Annotated in this window: 17 protein-coding genes and 1 riboswitch; of the genes, 14 read left to right on the top strand and 3 right to left on the bottom strand. The window is 73.4% G+C overall.

Annotation, left to right across the window (positions count from 1 at the left end; all coding sequences use genetic code 11):
• Positions 1-53 precede the first annotated feature (53 nt).
• Positions 54-725: a class II aldolase/adducin family protein gene (locus ACZ53N_RS09255; protein ID WP_469140295.1), complete on the bottom strand. Its 672-nt coding sequence runs from the start codon at positions 723-725 to the stop codon at positions 54-56.
• A 113-nt stretch (positions 726-838) separates the two neighbouring features.
• Here ACZ53N_RS09255 and ACZ53N_RS09250 point away from each other — a divergent pair, with 113 nt between their 5' ends.
• The 10 genes from ACZ53N_RS09250 (at position 839) to ACZ53N_RS09205 (ending at position 11,931) form a co-directional block, all read left to right on the top strand.
• Positions 839-2,077, top strand: a complete 1,239-nt coding sequence (locus ACZ53N_RS09250; protein WP_469140294.1) for an inorganic phosphate transporter — start codon at positions 839-841, stop codon at positions 2,075-2,077.
• Between the two features lie 32 nt (positions 2,078-2,109).
• The gene (locus tag ACZ53N_RS09245; RefSeq protein ID WP_469140293.1) at positions 2,110-2,358 is read left to right on the top strand and encodes a hypothetical protein; all 249 of its coding nucleotides are present in this window, start codon (positions 2,110-2,112) and stop codon (positions 2,356-2,358) included.
• A 117-nt stretch (positions 2,359-2,475) separates the two neighbouring features.
• A riboswitch (cobalamin riboswitch) is annotated at positions 2,476-2,614 on the top strand.
• A gap of 131 nt (positions 2,615-2,745) precedes the next feature.
• Positions 2,746-3,822 carry a cobalamin biosynthesis protein gene (locus tag ACZ53N_RS09240; protein ID WP_469140292.1) on the top strand — a complete coding sequence of 359 codons (1,077 nt, stop codon included), beginning with the start codon at positions 2,746-2,748 and terminating at the stop codon, positions 3,820-3,822.
• A 29-nt stretch (positions 3,823-3,851) separates the two neighbouring features.
• Positions 3,852-5,564, top strand: a complete 1,713-nt coding sequence (locus ACZ53N_RS09235; protein ID WP_469140359.1) for a cobyric acid synthase — start codon at positions 3,852-3,854, stop codon at positions 5,562-5,564.
• The gene (locus ACZ53N_RS09230; protein ID WP_469140291.1) at positions 5,564-7,684 is read left to right on the top strand and encodes a putative cobaltochelatase; all 2,121 of its coding nucleotides are present in this window, start codon (positions 5,564-5,566) and stop codon (positions 7,682-7,684) included. The genes ACZ53N_RS09235 and ACZ53N_RS09230 overlap by 1 nt, the downstream gene beginning before the upstream one ends.
• Positions 7,684-8,292, top strand: a complete 609-nt coding sequence (cobO, locus tag ACZ53N_RS09225) for a cob(I)yrinic acid a,c-diamide adenosyltransferase (RefSeq protein ID WP_469140290.1) — start codon at positions 7,684-7,686, stop codon at positions 8,290-8,292. The genes ACZ53N_RS09230 and cobO overlap by 1 nt, the downstream gene beginning before the upstream one ends.
• Entirely contained in the window at positions 8,286-9,662 is a 1,377-nt protein-coding gene (locus ACZ53N_RS09220) for a cobyrinate a,c-diamide synthase (protein ID WP_469140289.1), read from the top strand. The genes cobO and ACZ53N_RS09220 overlap by 7 nt, the downstream gene beginning before the upstream one ends.
• Positions 9,663-9,703: 41 nt before the next feature.
• Entirely contained in the window at positions 9,704-10,126 is a 423-nt protein-coding gene (locus tag ACZ53N_RS09215) for a cobalamin biosynthesis protein (protein WP_469140288.1), read from the top strand.
• 120 nt (positions 10,127-10,246) lie between these two features.
• Complete coding sequence (cobC, locus tag ACZ53N_RS09210; protein ID WP_469140287.1) at positions 10,247-11,299, top strand: Rv2231c family pyridoxal phosphate-dependent protein CobC; 1,053 nt, start codon at positions 10,247-10,249, stop codon at positions 11,297-11,299.
• Positions 11,300-11,592: 293 nt separating this feature from the next.
• Positions 11,593-11,931, top strand: coding sequence for a thioredoxin family protein (locus ACZ53N_RS09205; protein WP_469140286.1), 339 nt, complete (start codon positions 11,593-11,595; stop codon positions 11,929-11,931).
• 76 nt (positions 11,932-12,007) lie between these two features.
• Here the strand turns inward: ACZ53N_RS09205 and ACZ53N_RS09200 are convergent, their stop codons facing one another.
• Together ACZ53N_RS09200 and ACZ53N_RS09195 are read right to left on the bottom strand one after the other, a co-directional pair.
• Complete coding sequence (locus ACZ53N_RS09200; protein WP_469140358.1) at positions 12,008-12,982, bottom strand: SCO1860 family LAETG-anchored protein; 975 nt, start codon at positions 12,980-12,982, stop codon at positions 12,008-12,010.
• 325 nt (positions 12,983-13,307) lie between these two features.
• Complete coding sequence (locus tag ACZ53N_RS09195) at positions 13,308-14,408, bottom strand: amidohydrolase family protein (protein ID WP_469140285.1); 1,101 nt, start codon at positions 14,406-14,408, stop codon at positions 13,308-13,310.
• Between the two features lie 450 nt (positions 14,409-14,858).
• Here ACZ53N_RS09195 and ectA point away from each other — a divergent pair, with 450 nt between their 5' ends.
• From ectA to thpD, 4 genes are read left to right on the top strand one after another with little or no spacing between them, the layout of a single operon-like run.
• Entirely contained in the window at positions 14,859-15,431 is a 573-nt protein-coding gene (gene ectA, locus ACZ53N_RS09190; protein WP_469140284.1) for a diaminobutyrate acetyltransferase, read from the top strand.
• Positions 15,432-15,473: 42 nt separating this feature from the next.
• Positions 15,474-16,742 (top strand): diaminobutyrate--2-oxoglutarate transaminase, encoded by a 1,269-nt coding sequence (gene ectB, locus ACZ53N_RS09185; protein ID WP_469140283.1) that lies wholly within the window; start codon positions 15,474-15,476, stop codon positions 16,740-16,742.
• A 49-nt stretch (positions 16,743-16,791) separates the two neighbouring features.
• Positions 16,792-17,190 carry an ectoine synthase gene (locus ACZ53N_RS09180; RefSeq protein WP_130877175.1) on the top strand — a complete coding sequence of 133 codons (399 nt, stop codon included), beginning with the start codon at positions 16,792-16,794 and terminating at the stop codon, positions 17,188-17,190.
• Between the two features lie 2 nt (positions 17,191-17,192).
• Complete coding sequence (gene thpD / locus ACZ53N_RS09175) at positions 17,193-18,080, top strand: ectoine hydroxylase (RefSeq protein WP_469140282.1); 888 nt, start codon at positions 17,193-17,195, stop codon at positions 18,078-18,080.
• Positions 18,081-18,202: the final 122 nt, after the last annotated feature.

Genomic DNA, 18,202 nt, shown 5'->3' with positions numbered 1-18,202 from the left:
CGGGCGGCCCCTCTCGTCACGGCCGCGGTCGGTCGGGGGCGCGGGGGCGGGGGTCAGCGCTGTCCGTAGCCGCGAAGTTTGTCGGCGACCTCGGCGACCTGGGCTCCGGTCAACAGCGTCGGGGTGTGGCCGGGGACGGTGGCGGCGGTCAGCCAGAGGCGGCACATCCATTCCAGCTGGGCCGTGCGGTCGTACGCCTGGTCGAGGGTGGTTCCGTAGGTGACCGTGCCGTGGTTGCGCAGCAGGGCGCCGGTGCGTCCGTCGAGGGCGTCCAGGAGGTGGCCGGCCAGTTCCTCGGTGCCGTAGAGGGCGTAGGGGGCGACCCGGACCGGTCCGCCGAGGGCCGCCGCCATGTAGTGGACCAGCGGCAGCTCGTCGACGAGGGTGGAGACGGCGGTGGCGTGGACGGCGTGGGTGTGCACGATCGCCCGGGCGTCGGTGGCGCGGTAGACGGCGAGGTGCATGGGCAGCTCGCTGGTGGGGGTCAGCTCGCCGAGGACCCGGCGGCCGTCGAGGTCGACGCCGACGGCGTCGTCGGGGCCGAGCCGGTCGTAGGGGACTCCTGAGGGAGTGACAAGAACAACATCGCCCACCCGGGCGGAGACGTTGCCGGAGGTGCCCACCACCAGCCCCTCCGAGGTGGTGCGACGGGCCGTGGTGACCACGTCCGCCCATGTCCGCGGGATCTCCCCGGGCCCGGCTATCCGGTCTTCGGTCGCTGTCATCGTTCTCCGCCTCCGGTTGGCGTCACTACTCGGTCCGTTCCAGTTCACCTTCCGTTCACCCAGGGTCCCTACGGTCGCCGCGTACCTGACCATCGAGCTGATTGCCTGGGTGAATGGAAAACATCACGCTTCTCATCGGGATCGTGATCGTCACGGCCTTGGTGTTCGACTTCACGAACGGTTTCCACGACACGGCCAACGCCATGGCCACCACCATCTCCACCGGGGCGCTCAAGCCCAAGACCGCGGTGGCCATGTCGGCCGTGCTCAATCTCGTCGGCGCGTTCCTGTCCGTGGAGGTCGCGGCGACGATCTCCAAGGGCATCGTCGACGAATCAGGCATCCGGCCGGAGATCATCTTCGCCGGACTGGTCGGCGCGATCGTCTGGAACCTGCTCACCTGGCTCGCCGGCCTTCCCTCCAGCTCCTCCCACGCGCTGTTCGGCGGTCTGATCGGCGCGACCATCGCCTCGGTGGGCACGGACGCCGTCCACGGTGAGGCCGTCGTCATGAAGGTCCTCATCCCCGCCGTCGTCGCCCCGGTCGTGGCCGGCCTGGCGACCGTGCTGGCGACCCGCCTGACCTACCGCGTGGCGCGCGACACCGACCCCGAGGCCAGTGCCAAGGGTTACCGCGCCGGGCAGATCGCCTCGGCCGCCCTGGTCTCCCTCGCCCACGGCACCAACGACGCCCAGAAGACCATGGGCATCATCACCCTCGCCCTGATCTCCGGCGGCGCGCTGGGCGCGGACGCCGACCCGCCGCTGTGGGTCATCGCCTCGGCCGGCATCGCCATCGCGCTGGGCACCTACCTCGGCGGCTGGCGCATCATCCGCACCCTGGGCAAGGGCCTCGCCGACATTCAGCCGCCGCAGGGCTTCGCCGCCCAGACCGGCGCCGCCGTCACCATCCTGGCCTCCTCCCACATCGGCTTCGCGCTCTCCACCACCCAGGTCTGTTCCGGTGCCGTCATGGGCGCGGGCCTGGGCCGCAAGGGCGGCGTGGTGCGCTGGTCCACCGCCGGGCGCATGGTCGCCGCCTGGGGCCTGACGCTCCCGGCCGCCGGCCTCGTCGGCGCCGGTGCCGCCCTCCTCGCCGACCGGGGCGACTGGGGCGTCGCCACGGTCGCCGTGCTCGCCCTCGCAGTCTGTGGCGCGATCTGGCTGGCCTCGCGCCGCAAGCCCGTGACGCACGACAACGTCAACGTGCTCGACGCCGCGGTCGCCGAGCCCGCCGGTGTCGTCACCACCGCCCTCCAGGCCGTCGCCCCGCCGCCGGCCGGGCTCCTCCCGGACCGGGTCGCCCCGGCTCCCCGCGAGCCCGAGCGCACCCCGGCCGCCGCGACCGGCTGACGCCGGACCCGCCAGCCTTAAGGAAGTACGCAATGAACATCGACTGGGCAGCTCTCGGCCAGGTCTTCGGCGTCAGCCTCGTCGTCACCGTCGCGATGGTGGGCGTCTTCACCCTCGGCATCGTCGGCACCTCCCGCAAGCCCCAGGGCACGCGGGACGGCGCCGCCGGTGCGGCGGCGGCCACCACGGCCCCGACCGCGGCGGCGCGCACCGGCGCGTACGCCTGCTTCGCGCTGTGCGCGGCGGCCGTCGCGTACGGGATCTACCTCATCGTCGCCTGATCGTCCGTCGGCGACAGTCCACCCACGGCCCGGGGCGGCCATGGCCGCAGGTCAAACGTGAGTTGACGGCCGTTCCCGGGCCGTGGTGGACTTCCGGGGCCAAACGGCGACAGCAAGAGGAAGCCGGTGTGAGTCCGGCGCGGTCCCGCCACTGTCACCGGGGAGCGCTCCCCCACCCCGTGGGTCCATAGGGGTCACGGCTCGCCGAAGCGAGCTGGAAGACCGGGGGCGGCGCCGATCCGGGAGCCAGGAGACTCTGGTCGCCGGTCACGTCGAACCAGGGCGCGGACCCTGAGTGAGGACACATCGCGATGCCCGGCTGCCGCCCCACACCCCCTCCCTCCGCCTTCCGTGCACCCCTCCGAGGCATGACGGCGGTCTGATCCGATGCGTGCCGATCACGTCGGTTTCGCGTCCGGTGCCGCGCTCGGCTTTCTCGGCGACCTCCTCGTGGGCGACCCCCGCCGCGGCCACCCCGTGGCCGCCTTCGGGCGCGCCGCGCAAGGCGTCGAGCGACGACTGTGGCGCGACCACCGCGGCTACGGCGCCCTGCACACCCTGGTGTGCGCGGGCGGCACCGCCGCGGCCGCCGGGCTGCTGACCCGTGCCGTACGGAACTCCCCCCGCGCGCACGTCGCGCTGACCGCCGCCGCCACCTGGGCCGTGCTCGGCGGCACGTCCCTGGGCCGGGAGGCCCGGGCCGTCGGCGGCGCCCTGGCCGCCGGGGACCTGGACGTCGCCCGGGAGCGGCTGCCGCATCTGTGCGGCCGTGACCCGCAGTCACTGGACGCGCAGCAGATCGCGCGGGCGGTCGTCGAATCCGTCGCCGAGAACACCTCCGACGCCGTGGTGGGCGCCCTCGTCTGGGGCGCCCTCGGCGGTGTGCCCGGGCTCGTCGGCTTCCGTGCGGTCAACACCCTGGACGCGATGGTCGGCCACAGGTCCGCGCGCTACCGGCGGTTCGGCTGGGCCTCGGCCCGTCTCGACGACGTCGTCGGCTGGCCCGGCGCCCGGCTCACCGCCGCCCTCGCCGTCCTGGCCGGCCCCGACCCGCGCGGCGCCTGGCGGGTGGCGCGGCGCGACGCCGCCCGGCACCCCAGCCCCAACGCCGGCCCCGTCGAGGCCGCCTTCGCCGGGGCCCTCGGCGTCCGGCTGGGCGGCACCCTCGCCTACGCGGGCCGCGTCGAACACCGTCCCGTCCTGGGCGCGGAGCTCCGCCCGGTCCGGGCGGCCGACATCGAGCGCGCGGTACGGCTCTCGCGCCGGGTGTCGCTGCTGGCCCTCGGGGTCGCGATCGCCGGGCGGTACGCCGTCACCGGCGCGCGGGCCGCGACGTGCTCCACGAGCGGTGCGCCGACCGGCCGCGCCCTGGGCAGACTTCCGGCAGCCGTCCCGGTCGTACGGACAGCACTACGGACCACCCGACGGGTCATAGCTCCCACGCAGCGCAGGAGGAACCGGTGACAGCGGACAGGAGCGGGCCCACGGGCCCGCTGGGCGGGGGCCTGCTGGTGGCCGGGACCACCTCGGACGCGGGCAAGAGCGTGGTCACGGCCGGGATCTGCCGGTGGCTGGTCCGCAAGGGCGTCAAGGTCGCGCCCTTCAAGGCGCAGAACATGTCGCTGAACTCGTTCGTGACGCGTGAGGGCGCCGAGATCGGCCGGGCGCAGGCCATGCAGGCCGCCGCCGCCCGCGTCGAGCCCAGCGCCCTGATGAACCCCGTCCTCCTCAAGCCCGGCAGCGACCGCAGCAGCCAGGTGGTGCTGCTGGGCAAGCCGGTGGGCGAACTCAGCGCGCGCGGGTACTTCGGAGGGCCAGGGGCGTCTGGGGAGTCGTCGGGCGCGTCGCTGTACGGCGGGCGGCGGGAGGCGCTGCTCGGGACGGTGACGGAGTGTCTGGAGGAGCTGCGACGTACACACGACGCGGTGATCTGTGAGGGCGCCGGCAGTCCCGCCGAGATCAATCTGCGCCGCACGGACATCGTCAACATGGGCATCGCCCGCGCGGCCCGGCTGCCGGTCGTGGTGGTCGGCGACATCGACCGGGGCGGGGTCTTCGCGTCCTTCTTCGGTACGACGGCATTGCTGTCCCGCGAGGATCAGGCACACATCGCGGGCTACATGGTCAACAAGTTCCGGGGCGATGTGACGCTCCTGGAGCCGGGCCTGGACATGCTGCGGGACCTCACCGGCCGACCCACCGTGGGCGTGCTGCCCTTCGCGCACGGCCTCGGCATCGACGAGGAGGACGGTCTGCGGGTCTCGATGCGCGGCGCGGTGCGCGAGTCGGTGGTGGCCCCGCCGCACGGCGCGGACGTGCTGCGGGTCGCGGTGTGCGCGGTGCCGCTGATGTCGAACTTCACGGACGTCGACGCGCTGGCCGCGGAGCCGGGCGTGATCGTGCGCTTCGTGGACCGTCCGGAGGAGCTGGCCGACGCCGATCTGGTGATCGTGCCGGGCACCCGGGGGACGGTGAAGGCACTGGCCTGGCTGCGTGAGCGCGGGCTCGCGGACGCGCTCAAGCGCCGCGCCGCCGAGGGGCGGCCGGTGCTGGGCATCTGCGGCGGCTACCAACTGCTGGGCGAGCGCATCGAGGACGACGTGGAGTCCCGGGCCGGCACGGTCGAGGGCCTCGGGCTGCTGCCGGTGCGGGTGCGGTTCGCCCGGGAGAAGACGCTGGAGCGCCCGGTCGGCGAGGCGCTCGGCGAGCGGGTGGAGGGCTACGAGATCCACCACGGCGTCGCGGAGGTGACCGGCGGGGACGAAGTGTTCCTGGACGGCTGCCGGGTGGGTTCGGTCTGGGGTACGCACTGGCACGGCTCACTGGAGAGCGACGGCTTCCGCCGGGCGTTCCTGCGGCGCGTGGCGGACGCGGCGGGCCGGTCCTTCGTCCCGGCGCCGGACACGAGCTTCGCGGCCCTGCGCGAGGAACAGCTGGACCGGCTCGGTGATCTGATCGAGCGGCACGCGGACACGGACGCGCTGCTGCGGCTGATCGAGGGGGGCGTACCGGCCGGGCTGCCGTTCGTCCCGCCGGGTGCGCCCGCGTACCCCGCCGACGCCGCCACGGGCGAGAAGCCGGCCGTCCCCGCGGGCGAGCAGCCGGCCGTCCCCGCACAACCGTCGGACGGCGCGGCGAACACCGCCGCCTCCGAGGCGCCCGACCAGAGCCGTTCCTTTGAAACCCTTGAAGGGGGTACCCGCTGATGGCCTCGGCCACCTACCCGTTCACCGCGGTCGTCGGAATGGACGACATGCGGTTGGGTCTGCTGCTCAACGCGATCTCGCCGTCGATCGGCGGTGTGCTCGTCCGGGGCGAGAAGGGGACCGCCAAGAGCACGATGGTGCGCGGCATCGCGGCGCTGATGCCCGCCGTCGACGTCGTCACCGGCTGCCGCTTCTCCTGCGACCCCGCCCTGCCCGACCCCGCCTGCCCCGACGGCCCGCACGCCGACGGCGCCCACGCGGCCGGCGGCGCGCGCGCCGCCAGGATGGTGGAGCTGCCCGTCGGCGCCTCCGAGGACCGGCTCGTCGGCGCGCTCGACATCGAACGGGCCCTGTCGGAGGGCGTGAAGGCCTTCGAGCCGGGCCTGCTGGCCGACGCGCACCGCGGCGTGCTGTACGTCGACGAGGTCAATCTCCTCCACGACCACCTGGTCGACCTGCTGTTGGACGCCGCCGCCATGGGCTCCTCCTACGTCGAGCGCGAGGGTGTCTCCGTCCGCCACGCGGCCCGTTTCCTGCTCGTCGGGACGATGAACCCCGAGGAGGGCGAGCTGCGGCCGCAGTTGCTGGACCGCTTCGGGCTGACCGTCGAGGTCGCGGCCTCGCGGGAGACCGACGAGCGGGTCGAGGTCGTGCGCCGCAGGCTCGCCTACGACGAGGACCCGGCGGCGTTCGCCGCCAAGTGGGCCGCCGAGGAGGACGCGCTGCGCGAGCGGATCGCCGCCGCCCGCGCCCTGCTGCCGGACGTGCGGCTGGGTGACGGCGCGCTGCGCCGGATCGCCGCGGTGTGCGCCGGCTTCGAGGTCGACGGCATGCGCGCGGACATCGTGACCGCGCGGACGGCGACGGCGCTCGCCGCGTGGGCGGGCCGGACGGACGTGACCGCCGAGGACGTCCGGCAGGCGGCGCTGCTGGCGCTGCCGCACCGGCGCCGGCGCAACCCCTTCGACGCGCCGGGGCTGGACGAGGACCGGCTGGACGACATCCTCCGGCAGTTCGAGGAGGACGAGCCGGAGCCCGAGCCGGAGGACCCGGACGACGGCCCCGACGGCGGCCCGGACGACGGCCCCGGCGGCGGTGAGAGCCCCGAGAACGAGCAGTCGGGCGCCCCGGACGTGCCGGAACAGCGGGAGGAGCCGACGGGGGGAGACGAGGGCCGGGTGGACCCTCCCGCCGCCCCCGACCACGCTCCGAGCACCCAGCCGGACCCGGCAGGGCAGAGCGGTCAGAACGATCGGACCGGTCAGGCCGAGGGCGGCGAGAGTGCCGTCGTGGGGGCCGCCGAGCCGTTCCGGACGCGCAAGCTCGACGTGCCCGGGCTCGGTGAGGGCGCCGACGGTCGCCGCTCCCGCGCGCGCACCGCGCACGGCCGGACCACGGGGGCGCGCCGCCCCCGGGGCGCCCTGTCCAAGCTGCACCTGGCGGCGACCGTGCAGGCGGCGGCCCCGCACCAGCGGGCGCGCGGCCGCTCGGGGCCCGGCCTGGTGGTGCGCCGGGACGATCTGCGGGAGGCGGTGCGCGAGGGACGCGAGGGCAATCTCGTGCTGTTCGTCGTGGACGCCTCCGGTTCGATGGCGGCCCGTAAGCGGATGGGCGCGGTCAAGGGCGCGGTGCTGTCGCTGCTGCTCGACGCGTACCAGCGCCGCGACAAGATCGGCATGATCACTTTCCGGGGGTCGGGCGCGGCGGTGGCACTGCCGCCGACGTCGTCGGTGGAGGCGGGCGCGGCGCGGCTGGAGAAGCTGCCGACCGGTGGCCGCACCCCGCTGGCGGCCGGGCTGCTCCAGGCGCACGAGGTGCTGCGGGTGGAGCGCCTGCGGGACCCGTCGCGGCGGCCGCTGCTGGTCGTGGTGACCGACGGGCGGGCCACGGGCGGCCCGGAGCCGCTGGTCAGGGCGTCGCGGGCGGCACGGATGCTGGCGGGCGAGGGCACGGCGTCGGTGGTCGTCGACTGCGAGTCCGGGCCGGTGCGGCTCGGGCTGGCGGGCGAGCTGGGCCGCGAGCTGCGCGGACCGGTCGTCACCCTCGACGAGCTGCGCGCGGACAGCGTCTCCGCGCTGGTCAGGACCGTAACGAACACGAACTCCAGGAGGGCCGCGTAATGCCACAGGGACAGCCGACCGTCGTACCCGACGACGGGCTCACCACACGTCAGCGCCGCAACCGGCCGTTGGTCTTCGTCCACACCGGTATCGGCAAGGGCAAGTCGACGGCCGCGTTCGGGCTGGCGCTGCGGGCGTGGAACCAGGGCTGGCCCATCGGGGTGTTCCAGTTCGTGAAGTCGGCGAAGTGGAAGGTCGGCGAGGAGAACGCGCTGCGGGTGCTCGGTGCCTCGGGCGAGGGCGGGAGCGTCGACTGGCACAAGATGGGCGAGGGCTGGTCGTGGATCCAGCGCGACGCCAAGGAGGGTGAGCTCAGCAACGAGGAGAAGGCCCGCGAGGGCTGGGAGCAGGTCAAGCGGGACCTGGCGGCGGAGAAGTACAAGCTCTACGTGCTGGACGAGTTCGCGTACCCGCTGCACTGGGGGTGGATCGACACGGACGAGGTGGTCTCGGTGCTGCGCGACCGCCCCGGCACACAGCATGTCGTGATCACCGGCCGCAACGCCCCGCAGGCGCTGGTGGAGTTCGCGGACCTGGTGACCGACATGTCGAAGGTCAAGCACCCGATGGACGCCGGTCAGAAGGGCCAGCGGGGCATCGAGTGGTGAGTACGCGCATCCCCCGTCTGGTCATCGCCGCCCCGGCCTCCGGCAGCGGGAAGACGACCGTCGCCACCGGGCTGATGCGGGCCTTCGCGGACGCCGGGCTGGCGGTGTCCCCGCACAAGGTCGGCCCGGACTACATCGACCCCGGCTATCACACGCTCGCCACGGGCCGCCCGGGCCGCAATCTGGACGCCTATATGTGCGGACCCCAGCGGGTGGAGCCACTGTTCCTGCACGGGGCGGCGGGCTGCGATCTCGCGGTGGTCGAGGGCGTGATGGGCCTGTACGACGGCGCGAGCGGGCAGGGCGAGCTGGCGTCGACGGCCCATGTGGCGAAGCTCTTGCGGGCGCCGGTGGTGCTGGTCGTCGACGCGTCGTCGCAGTCGCGTTCGGTGGCGGCGCTGGTGCACGGCTTCGCGTCCTGGGACCCGGAGGTGCGGGTCGCGGGCGTGATCCTCAACAAGGTCGGCTCGGACCGCCACGAGCGGTTGTTGCGGGAGGCGCTGGACGAGTCCGGCGTCCCGGTGCTGGGCGCGCTGCGGCGGGCCCCGGCCGTGCACACGCCGAGCCGCCACCTGGGTCTGGTGCCGGTCGCCGAGCGCAGCACGGACGCCCTCGACGCCGTGGCCGCCCAGGCGGCACAGGTCCGCGAGGGCTGCGACATGGAGGCCCTGCTGGCGCTGGCGCGGAGCGCGCCCGCGCTGACGGACGAGGCCTGGGACCCGGCGGCGTCGAGCCCGCCCGCCGCCGACCGGCGGCCGAGCGGCTCACGTCCCGTCGTCGCCGTGGCGGGCGGAGCCGCGTTCACGTTCTCGTACGCGGAACACTCGGAGTTGCTGACCGCCGCGGGCGCGGACGTCGTGACGTTCGACCCGCTCCGGGACGAGAAGCTGCCCCCCGGCACCGCCGGCCTCGTCATCGGCGGTGGCTTCCCCGAGATGTACGCCCCGGAGCTGTCCGCGAACGAGCCGCTGCGGGGGGCCGTGGCCGACCTGGCGGCGAGCGGGGCGCCGGTGGCCGCCGAGTGCGCGGGGCTGCTGTATCTCTCCCGTTCGCTCGACGGGAAGCCGATGTGCGGGGTGCTCGCGGCCGAGGCGCGGATGTCGGAGCGCCTGACCCTCGGCTACCGCGAGGCCGTGGCGATCGCGGACAATCCGCTGGCCGCGGCCGGGACGCGGGTGCGCGGACACGAGTTCCACCGCACGGTGATCGAGCCGGGCGGGGGCGGGACGCCCGCGTGGGGGTTCACCACCCCGGAGCGCCGCGTCGAGGGCTTTGTGGCGGGCGGGGTCCACGCGTCGTATCTGCATGTGCACTGGGCGGGCGCGCCCGGCACGGCGGAGCGGTTCGTGGCGGGCCTACCGCGCCCGTGACGCCGGCCCACGAGGGCCGCGCCGGGCATACCACCGGGCCCGTGTTCGTGGGGGTCGGGGCGCGCCGGGGCGCGGGCGTCGAGGAGGTGGTGTCGCTGATCGCGCGAACGCTGGCGGAGGCGGGGCGGGGACCGGGCTGTGATGTCGAGGTCGTCGCGCTGGCGACGGCGGACGCGAAGGCCGACGAGGCGGGGCTGGTCGCGGCGGCGCAGCGGCTGGGGGTGCCGCTGCTGGCGTACGGGGCGGGGGAGTTGGCCGCTGTGCCGGTGCCACGGCCGTCGGCAGTCGTGCTGGCCGCCGTGGGGACGCCGGGGGTGGCCGAGGCCGCCGCGCTGCTGGCCGCCGGCCCCGGCGGGGTCCTGGTCGTGGGCAAACGGAAGTCGGAGCGGGTCACGTGCGCCGTCGCCCGCCCGAGGCCCCTGCCGTCGCCCTCGTCGTCCCCGCCGTTGGACGGACCCGGTTGACGGCCCTTCCGCCGCCGTCAGTAACGTTGGACGGTCCTGCCCGTACCAGCCAGTACCGGCCGGAGCCCCTCGCGTCTCCCCCGTACCGATCCGCACCAGGCGAAAAGGTGGCCCAAGGCCATGCACACATCCACGGAACCCGATCTGCGTCATCACGGTGACGCCGAAGTGCGGGGCGGCGGAGCGGAACTGACGGACCTGGCGGTCAACGTCCGTTCCGGCACTCCCCCGGTGTGGCTGCGGGAGCGCCTCGTCGCGTCGCTGGACGGGCTCGCCGCGTACCCGGACGGGCGGGCGGCGCGGCGCGCGGTGGCCGCGCGGCACGGGCTGCCGGAGGAGCGGGTGCTGCTGACGGCGGGTGCGGCGGAGGCGTTCGTGCTGCTCGCCCGGGCGCTCGACGTGCACCGGCCCGTCGTCGTGCACCCGCAGTTCACCGAGCCGGAGGCCGCGCTGCGCGACGCCGGGCACACGGTGGAACGGGTGCTGCTGGACCCGGAGGACGGTTTCCGGCTGGATCCCCGGGCGGTGCCGGGCGACGCGGACCTGGTGGTGATCGGCAACCCCACCAACCCCACGTCCGTGCTGCACCCGGCGCAGTCCCTGGCCCAGCTCGCCCGCCCGGGGCGGACGCTGGTGGTGGACGAGGCGTTCATGGACGCGGTGCCGGGCGAGGAGGAGTCCCTGGCGTCGCGTACGGACCTGCCGGGGCTGGTCGTGCTGCGCAGCCTCACCAAGACCTGGGGCCTGGCCGGGCTGCGCATCGGCTACGTGCTGGCCTCGCCCGGCACCATAGCCAGGCTGGAGCGGGCGCAGCCGCTGTGGCCGGTGTCCACGCCGGCCCTGGCGGCCGCGGAGGTGTGCAGCGCTGCCCCGGCACTCGCCGAGGCCACCAGCGCGGCGCACCGGATCGCCACCGACCGGGCCTATCTGGAAGGGCGGCTGGCGAAGTTCACGGAGGTGTCCGTGTGCGGTCCGGCGGCCGGGCCGTTCCTGCTGCTCCGGCTGCCGGACGCGGCGGCGGTCCGGTCCCGGCTGCGGGGGCTGGGGTTCGCGGTCAGGCGTGGCGACACCTTCCCCGGGCTGGGCCCGGACTACCTGCGTCTGGCCGTCCGGGACCGGGCGACCACGGACCGCTTCACGGAGGCCCTGGCGACGGCGCTGGCGGACCGCTAGCGCCTGTCCGGCGGATCATGGGGCGCGGCACCTCCGTGGCCCTGGAAGGCCTTTCGGGAGTCGAGGTCCTGTCCGGGGCCGCGGGCGGCCGCCTTCCTCCTCGGCGCGGCGGCGGCCGCGCTGGACGGGCCGGTTCGGCTGAGCTCAGCCACTACCAGCCCGTCCGGCGTTTGAGGACGCGCCCGCAGGGCGCTACCGCCGCAGGCGGCAGCCGGGCAAAGGTCCGTCGGCCACACCGCGTGCCGCAGGCATGATGGTGCCCCGATACGTCGATCACGAGGTCAGGAGCTCCGATGCCGAGGCGGGTTCATCAGCCACTGGAGGACCAGGAGGTCGACTTCGTCCTCAGGGCGATCGACGGCCCGGTCCTCGCCTACTTCTCCGGGACGTGGCCGAAGGCCGTCGAGGCATGCCGGGCCATGGACCTCGTCGTGGGCCGGATCGCCGAGGAGTACGCGGGCGTCCTGACGGCCGTCAAGATCGACATCACCCGCTGTCCGGTGGCGACCAAGCGGTACGGCATCACCGGCGCCCCGTCCGTCGTCCTGCTCAAGGAAGGTGAGGTGGCGGCACGCGGCGCGGGGCCGATGACCGACGCCGAGGTCCGGGACTTCCTGAGCGCACACGTCTGACGGGCCGACCACCCCTCCCCGGCCGGGGAGGGGCTGTCCGGAAGACAGCCCCGCCCCCTTTTCGAGGAGCTCGGGCTCAGCCCTCCCGGCGGGCCGCGCGGCGGCGGGTGGCGACCAGTGTGCCGCCGCCCGCGACGACGAGAAGCCCGGCCGCGCCCGCGACGTACGGTGTGGCGGAGCTGCCGCCGGTCTCGGCGAGGTTGTGCCCGACGGGCTTGGCCTCGGCTCCCGTCCGGGTCTTCGTGTCCGTGCCGCCCTGGTTCGGGGTGGCGGCGGGCGCGCTCGGCGTCGACCGGTCCGCGGGGCCCTTGGGCGTACGGCAGGCGGCCCGGGCGAGGGTCACCTGCCCTTCGACCTCGGCGACGTTGAGCTTCAGGGGGTTGATGGAGACCTTCAGGTCGAGTGCCGTCGCGGCGGCCGTACGGGAGGTGGTCACCGTCTTGGACAGATCGAGCCGGACCTCGCCGACGCCGGGCACCGCGACCTTCGTCGTACCGGCCGTGCTCACGGTGACCTTCTTGCCGAGGACCGTGACGGCGCCGAGCAGATTCGACGTGGCGACCGGCTTCTTCCCCGTCTCGCACACGGCCTTCGAGGTGACCTGCCGGACCTCGACAAGGGAGAGCAGCGGCAGCCCCGGGACGTGCACCCGGGCGCGGAGGAGGTTGGCGTAGCCCTGGGCCGCGCGCCCGTCGGCGGTGGCGCGGGCGGTGGCGGCCTCGGCGCGCAGGATGTTGACGGGTCTGCCCTGCTCGACACCGGCCAGGGTGACGCCGAGCGCGGTCTTCGCGGCGTTGCCGGGTGCGCGGACCTCGTTGAGCGAGGCGGTGAGCGGCACATGGACCGATCGGTCGAGCAGGGCCACGTCGAGCGCGGTACGCAGCACGGCCGCGTCGGCCGTGCCGTCGCCGGTGATGGTGCGGGTGAGCGCGGTGGTGTCGCCGACAGCGCCGGTGGCGTACGCGGGGGCCGCGCCGAGCAGGGCGGGGCCCCCGGCCAGGGCGGTGGCGGCGATGGTCGCGGCTACGGCGGTGAGCCCGCGTGCGGGCATGCCGAAGGAGGAGCTGGTGGTGCTGGACACGTGTGTGGAACCCCCACGGGAGAATGGAGCCGCCGGCGCACCAATGGGGGACATCGCGCGCCGACGGCCTCGACTCCGTCATGGTTGTCGCACCGGAGGGTGAACGGACAGTCACCAGACGTCAGTTCAACCGAACGAGTGCACTTCGCATTCGCGTTCGGTTCTGTGTGACCTGTGGGCCGTCTGTGCCGCCTTTGCGGCGGCGAGCGCCCTGCGGGCGCGTCCTCAAGCGCCGGACGGGCTTATTCAAGCCCGTCCGCTTGAGGACACCGCCGCGCAGCGGAGGTGCACAGGCCTACCGGACCACGCGCCCCCGCAGGATCACCCGGCTCGGTGTCCCCAGCACCCGGACGTCCGCGCGCGGATCGGCCCCGTAGACGACGAGGTCCGCCGGCGCGCCTTCCGTCAGCCCCGGCCTGCCCAGCCATTCCCGGGCGCCCCAGGACGCCGCCGAGAGCGCGGCGGACGCCGGGATGCCGGCCTTGACCAGCTCGCCGACCTCCTGCCCCACCAGACCGTGGGCGAGCGAACCGCCCGCGTCCGTCCCCACGTAGACCGGGATGCCCGCGTCGTAGGCCGCGCGGACCGTCTCGTAGCGGCGCGCGTGCAGCCTGCGCATGTGGTCGGCCCAGCGCGGGTACTTGGCGTCGCCGCCCTCGGCGAGGCGCGGGAAGGTCGCGATGTTGACCAGGGTCGGCACGATCGCGACGCCGCGCTCGGCGAAGAGCGGGATCGTCTCCTCCGTCAGCCCGGTCGCGTGCTCGATGCAGTCGATGCCCGCCTCCACCAGGGGGGCGAGCGACTCCTCGGCGAAGCAGTGCGCGGTGACCCGTGCGCCCAGCCGGTGTGCCTCGGCGATGGCGGCCTCGACCTCGCCGCGCGGCCAGCACGACGACAGATCGCCCGTCTCGCGGTCGATCCAGTCGCCGACGAGCTTGACCCAGCCGTCTCCGCGCCGCGCCTCGCGCGCCACGTATGCGACGAGGTCCGCGGGCTCGATCTCATGGGCGTAGTTGCGGATGTAGCGGCGCGTACGGGCGATGTGGCGGCCCGCGCGGATGATGCGCGGCAGGTCCTCGCGGTCGTCGATCCAGCGCGTGTCGGACGGGGAGCCCGCGTCGCGCAGCAGCAGCGCGCCCGCGTCCCGGTCGGTCAACGCCTGTTTCTCGCTGGTCGATTCGTCGACCGGGCCGTGGGCATCGAGCCCCACGTGGCAGTGCGCGTCCACGAGGCCGGGCAGCGCCCATCCCTCCACCGTGGTGACGTCGCGCGCCCCCGTCGGCCGGTCGAAGGTGATCCTTCCGCCGACCACCCACAGCTCGTCGCGCACCCCGCTCTCCGGGTCCGCTCCGACCAGCACCCGCCCCTTGATGTGCAGCACATCGCCGTCGCTCATGGACCGCACTGTACGAGCCGGGGGCCGCGGCGTACGAGCCCGGCCCCGCCCTCGCGCGAAGGGGCCCGGCGGGCCGGCCGGCGATCGTGCGCCGACACCGCGCCGCAGTGCGTCCCAAGCGGCTCGCATCACGCTTCCTGAATTCTCGGCACTATCCCCCGAATTCCCTTTGCGATAGCTTCCCGCCATTCTCATGCCCGCTTTCCCCGACCCTAAACGCAGGGATTTTATTGCTTCCCCAACGTGAATTGGAGCGCACCCCGACATGCCCCGAGCCGTTGTGACAGACCCCACAATCTGCCCGCATTGTCCGGATAATGCCGACCAAATCACCCCACCGGCGGGCGACCTCACGCGCGCCTGCGCCCCGCGCGATAACACGAGGACCCGCTTCCGGGTAACCCCGTCTCCCGATGCATTTTCTGATTTACCTGGGTAAATTCGATCCCCATGACCGCCGCACATGCAGCCGCACAAACAGACCCCGTAGGTAACCCCGGCGAATTCCGGGAAATGCCGGAGGGCCTGGTTCTCGACGCGCCACGCGTCGAGGACGGAGCAGCGATCTGGCGCATCGCCCGCGACTCCGAGGCCCTGGACCTCAACTCCTCGTACAGCTATCTGCTGTGGTGCCGCGACTTCGCCGCCACCTCCGTCGTGGCGCGCGACGGAAGCGGCGAGCCGGTCGGCTTCATCACCGGCTATCTGCGCCCCGACCGCCCGCACACCCTCGTGGTCTGGCAGGTGGCGGTGGACCGGCCGTACCAGGGCAGGGGGCTGGCCGCCGCGCTGCTGGACGGGCTCGTCGCACGGGCCGCCACGCAGCTGAACGTACGTGCCGTCGAGACCACGATCACGCCCGGCAACACCGCCTCGAACCGGTTGTTCGGCTCGTTCGCCGAGCGCCACCGCACGGGCATCGAGCGTGAGGTCCTCTTCGACGACGGCCTCTTCCCGGGCGGCGGGCACGAGCCCGAAGTGCTGCACCGCATCGGCCCGCTCGACGGCTCGCTCGCGGCCTGACAGCCCCGCCCGCACATCCCCTCACACCGCTTGGAGTACGCCGTGACCATCACCCCGCCCGCACTCAGTGTCTTCGAGACCCTGGAATCGGAGGTCCGCAGTTATTGCCGCAGTTGGCCCGCGGTCTTCGACCGCGCCCAGGGCAGCTACCTGTTCGACGAGGACGGGCACCGGTACCTGGACTTCTTCGCCGGCGCCGGGGCGCTGAACTACGGCCACAACAACCCCGTCCTGAAACGAGCGTTGATCGACTACCTCGAACGGGACGGCATCACACACGGCCTCGACATGGGCACGACGGCGAAACGGGCCTTCCTGGAGTCCTTCCAGGACAACGTCCTGCGCCCGCGTGACCTGCCGTACAAGGTCATGTTCCCCGGGCCGACGGGCACCAACGCCGTGGAGGCGGCGCTGAAGCTGGCACGGAAGGTCAAGGGGCGCGAGGCGATCGTGTCCTTCACCAACGCCTTCCACGGCATGTCCCTCGGTTCGCTGGCGGTGACCGGCAACGCCTTCAAGCGGGCCGGGGCCGGCATCCCGCTGGTGCACGGCACGCCGATGCCGTTCGACAACTACCTCGACGGCCAGGTCCCGGACTTCCTGTGGTTCGAACGCCTGCTGGAGGACCAGGGATCGGGCCTGAACACCCCCGCCGCCGTGATCGTCGAGGCGGTGCAGGGCGAGGGCGGCATCAACGTGGCCCGCCCCGAGTGGCTGCGCGCCCTGGCCGACCTGTGCAAGCGGCGCGACATGCTGCTGATCGTCGACGACATCCAGATGGGCTGCGGCCGCACCGGCGCCTTCTTCTCCTTCGAGGAGGCGGGCATCACCCCGGACATCGTGACCCTGTCGAAGTCCATCGGCGGCTACGGGCTGCCGATGTCGCTCACCCTGTTCCGCCCGGAGCTGGACGTGTGGGAGCCGGGCGAGCACAACGGCACCTTCCGCGGCAACAACCCCGCCTTCGTCACCGCCGCGGCGGCCCTGGACACCTACTGGGCCGACGGGCAGCTGGAGAAGCAGACCCTCGTCCGGGGCGAGCAGATCGAGCAGGCGCTGATCGCGATCCGCGCCGAACACCCCGGCCTGGAGACCAACCACCGCGGCCGCGGTCTGGTCTGGGGCCTGGAGTTCGGCGACCCGGACCGCGCCTCGGCCGTCGCGGCCCGCGCCTTCGAACTCGGGCTGCTCATCGAGACGTCCGGCCCCCGCAACGAGGTCGTCAAGCTCCTCCCCGCCCTGACCATCTCGCCCGACGAGCTGGACGAGGGGCTGCGCGTCCTCGCCCGGGCGGTCCGCGAAACGGCCTGACCCCCTTCACCCCCTATCCCGACGTATCCGAGAGAAAGGCACCACCACCGTGATCGTCCGATCCTTCAAGGACATCGAGGGCACCGACCGGCACGTCAAGGCCGCGTCCGGCACCTGGGAGAGCAAGCGCATCGTCCTCGCCAAGGAGCGGGTGGGCTTCTCCCTGCACGAGACCACGCTCTACGCGGGCACCGAGACGTCGATGTGGTACGCCAACCACATCGAGGCGGTGCTCTGTGTGGAGGGCGAGGCCGAGCTCACCAATGACGAGACGGGTGAGAAGCACTGGATCACGCCGGGCACGATGTACCTGCTCGACGGCCACGAGCGGCACACCATGCGCCCGAAGACCGACTTCCGCTGCGTCTGCGTCTTCAACCCGCCGGTCACCGGGCGGGAGGACCACGACGAGAACGGCGTCTACCCGCTGCTGACGGAGGAGGGCTGACCATGGCCACGGTCACCGACCGGTACCCCACCCGCGGCGCCCACGAGGTGTCGACCCCGCGCCTCGACCCGGTGGTGTGGTCCCCGCCCGGCACCCCCGGCCCGTTCGAGGCCGCCGAGCTGCGCGACTACGACCGCGACGGTTTCCTGACGGTGGACCGGCTCGTCGACCCGGACGAGGTGACGGTCCTGCGCACCGAGCTCGACCGGCTGATCGCCGACCCGGCGGTACGGGCCGACGAACGGGCCATCGTCGAACCGAAGTCGCAGGAGATCCGGTCGGTCTTCGAGGTCCACCGGCTCAGCCAGGTCTTCGCGGATCTGGTGCGCGACCCCCGGGTGGTGGGCAGAGCCCGCCAGATCCTCGGCTCGGACGTCTACGTCCACCAGTCGCGGATCAACGTCAAACCCGGCTTCGGCGCCTCGGGCTTCTACTGGCACTCGGACTTCGAGACCTGGCACGCCGAGGACGGACTTCCGGGCATGCGGACCGTGTCGGTGTCGATCGCGCTCACCGAGAACCACGACACCAACGGCGGGCTGATGATCATGCCCGGTTCGCACCGGACGTTCCTCGGCTGCGCGGGCGAGACCCCCGAGGACAACTACAAGCGGTCGCTGAAGATGCAGGAGGCGGGCACGCCGTCCGACGAGGCCCTGACGGACCTCGCCGCGCAGCACGGCATCAAGCTCTTCACGGGCCCGGCCGGCTCGGCGACGTGGTTCGACTGCAACTGCATGCACGGGTCCGGCGACAACATCACGCCCTTCCCGCGCAGCAACGTCTTCATCGTCTTCAACAGCGTGGAGAACGTGGCGGGCCCGCCCTTCGCGGCGCCGGCTCCCCGGCCCTCTTTCATCGGGGCACGGGACTTCACGCCGGTGCGCTGAGCGGACGTCATCGGATCGACGGGTATCGACGGGTATCGACGGGTATCGACGGGTATCGACGGGTATCGACGGGTATCGACGGGTATCGACGGGTATCGACGGGTATCGACGGGTATCGACGG

It is taken from the genome of Streptomyces sp. NPDC033229 (assembly GCF_055576875.1).
Note: the sequence above shows the minus strand (reverse complement) of the source record. Positions and strands in the feature narration are given on the sequence as shown.

Coding starts and splice junctions, on each gene's coding strand:
- ACZ53N_RS09255 (WP_469140295.1), bottom strand. CDS start 725: ATGACAGCGACCGAAGACCGGATAGCCGGGCCCGGGGAGATCCCGCGG.
- ACZ53N_RS09250 (WP_469140294.1), top strand. CDS start 839: ATGGAAAACATCACGCTTCTCATCGGGATCGTGATCGTCACGGCCTTG.
- ACZ53N_RS09245 (WP_469140293.1), top strand. CDS start 2,110: ATGAACATCGACTGGGCAGCTCTCGGCCAGGTCTTCGGCGTCAGCCTC.
- ACZ53N_RS09240 (WP_469140292.1), top strand. CDS start 2,746: ATGCGTGCCGATCACGTCGGTTTCGCGTCCGGTGCCGCGCTCGGCTTT.
- ACZ53N_RS09230 (WP_469140291.1), top strand. CDS start 5,564: ATGGCCTCGGCCACCTACCCGTTCACCGCGGTCGTCGGAATGGACGAC.
- cobO (WP_469140290.1), top strand. CDS start 7,684: ATGCCACAGGGACAGCCGACCGTCGTACCCGACGACGGGCTCACCACA.
- cobC (WP_469140287.1), top strand. CDS start 10,247: ATGCACACATCCACGGAACCCGATCTGCGTCATCACGGTGACGCCGAA.
- ACZ53N_RS09205 (WP_469140286.1), top strand. CDS start 11,593: ATGCCGAGGCGGGTTCATCAGCCACTGGAGGACCAGGAGGTCGACTTC.
- ACZ53N_RS09200 (WP_469140358.1), bottom strand. CDS start 12,982: ATGCCCGCACGCGGGCTCACCGCCGTAGCCGCGACCATCGCCGCCACC.
- ACZ53N_RS09195 (WP_469140285.1), bottom strand. CDS start 14,408: ATGAGCGACGGCGATGTGCTGCACATCAAGGGGCGGGTGCTGGTCGGA.
- ectA (WP_469140284.1), top strand. CDS start 14,859: ATGACCGCCGCACATGCAGCCGCACAAACAGACCCCGTAGGTAACCCC.
- thpD (WP_469140282.1), top strand. CDS start 17,193: ATGGCCACGGTCACCGACCGGTACCCCACCCGCGGCGCCCACGAGGTG.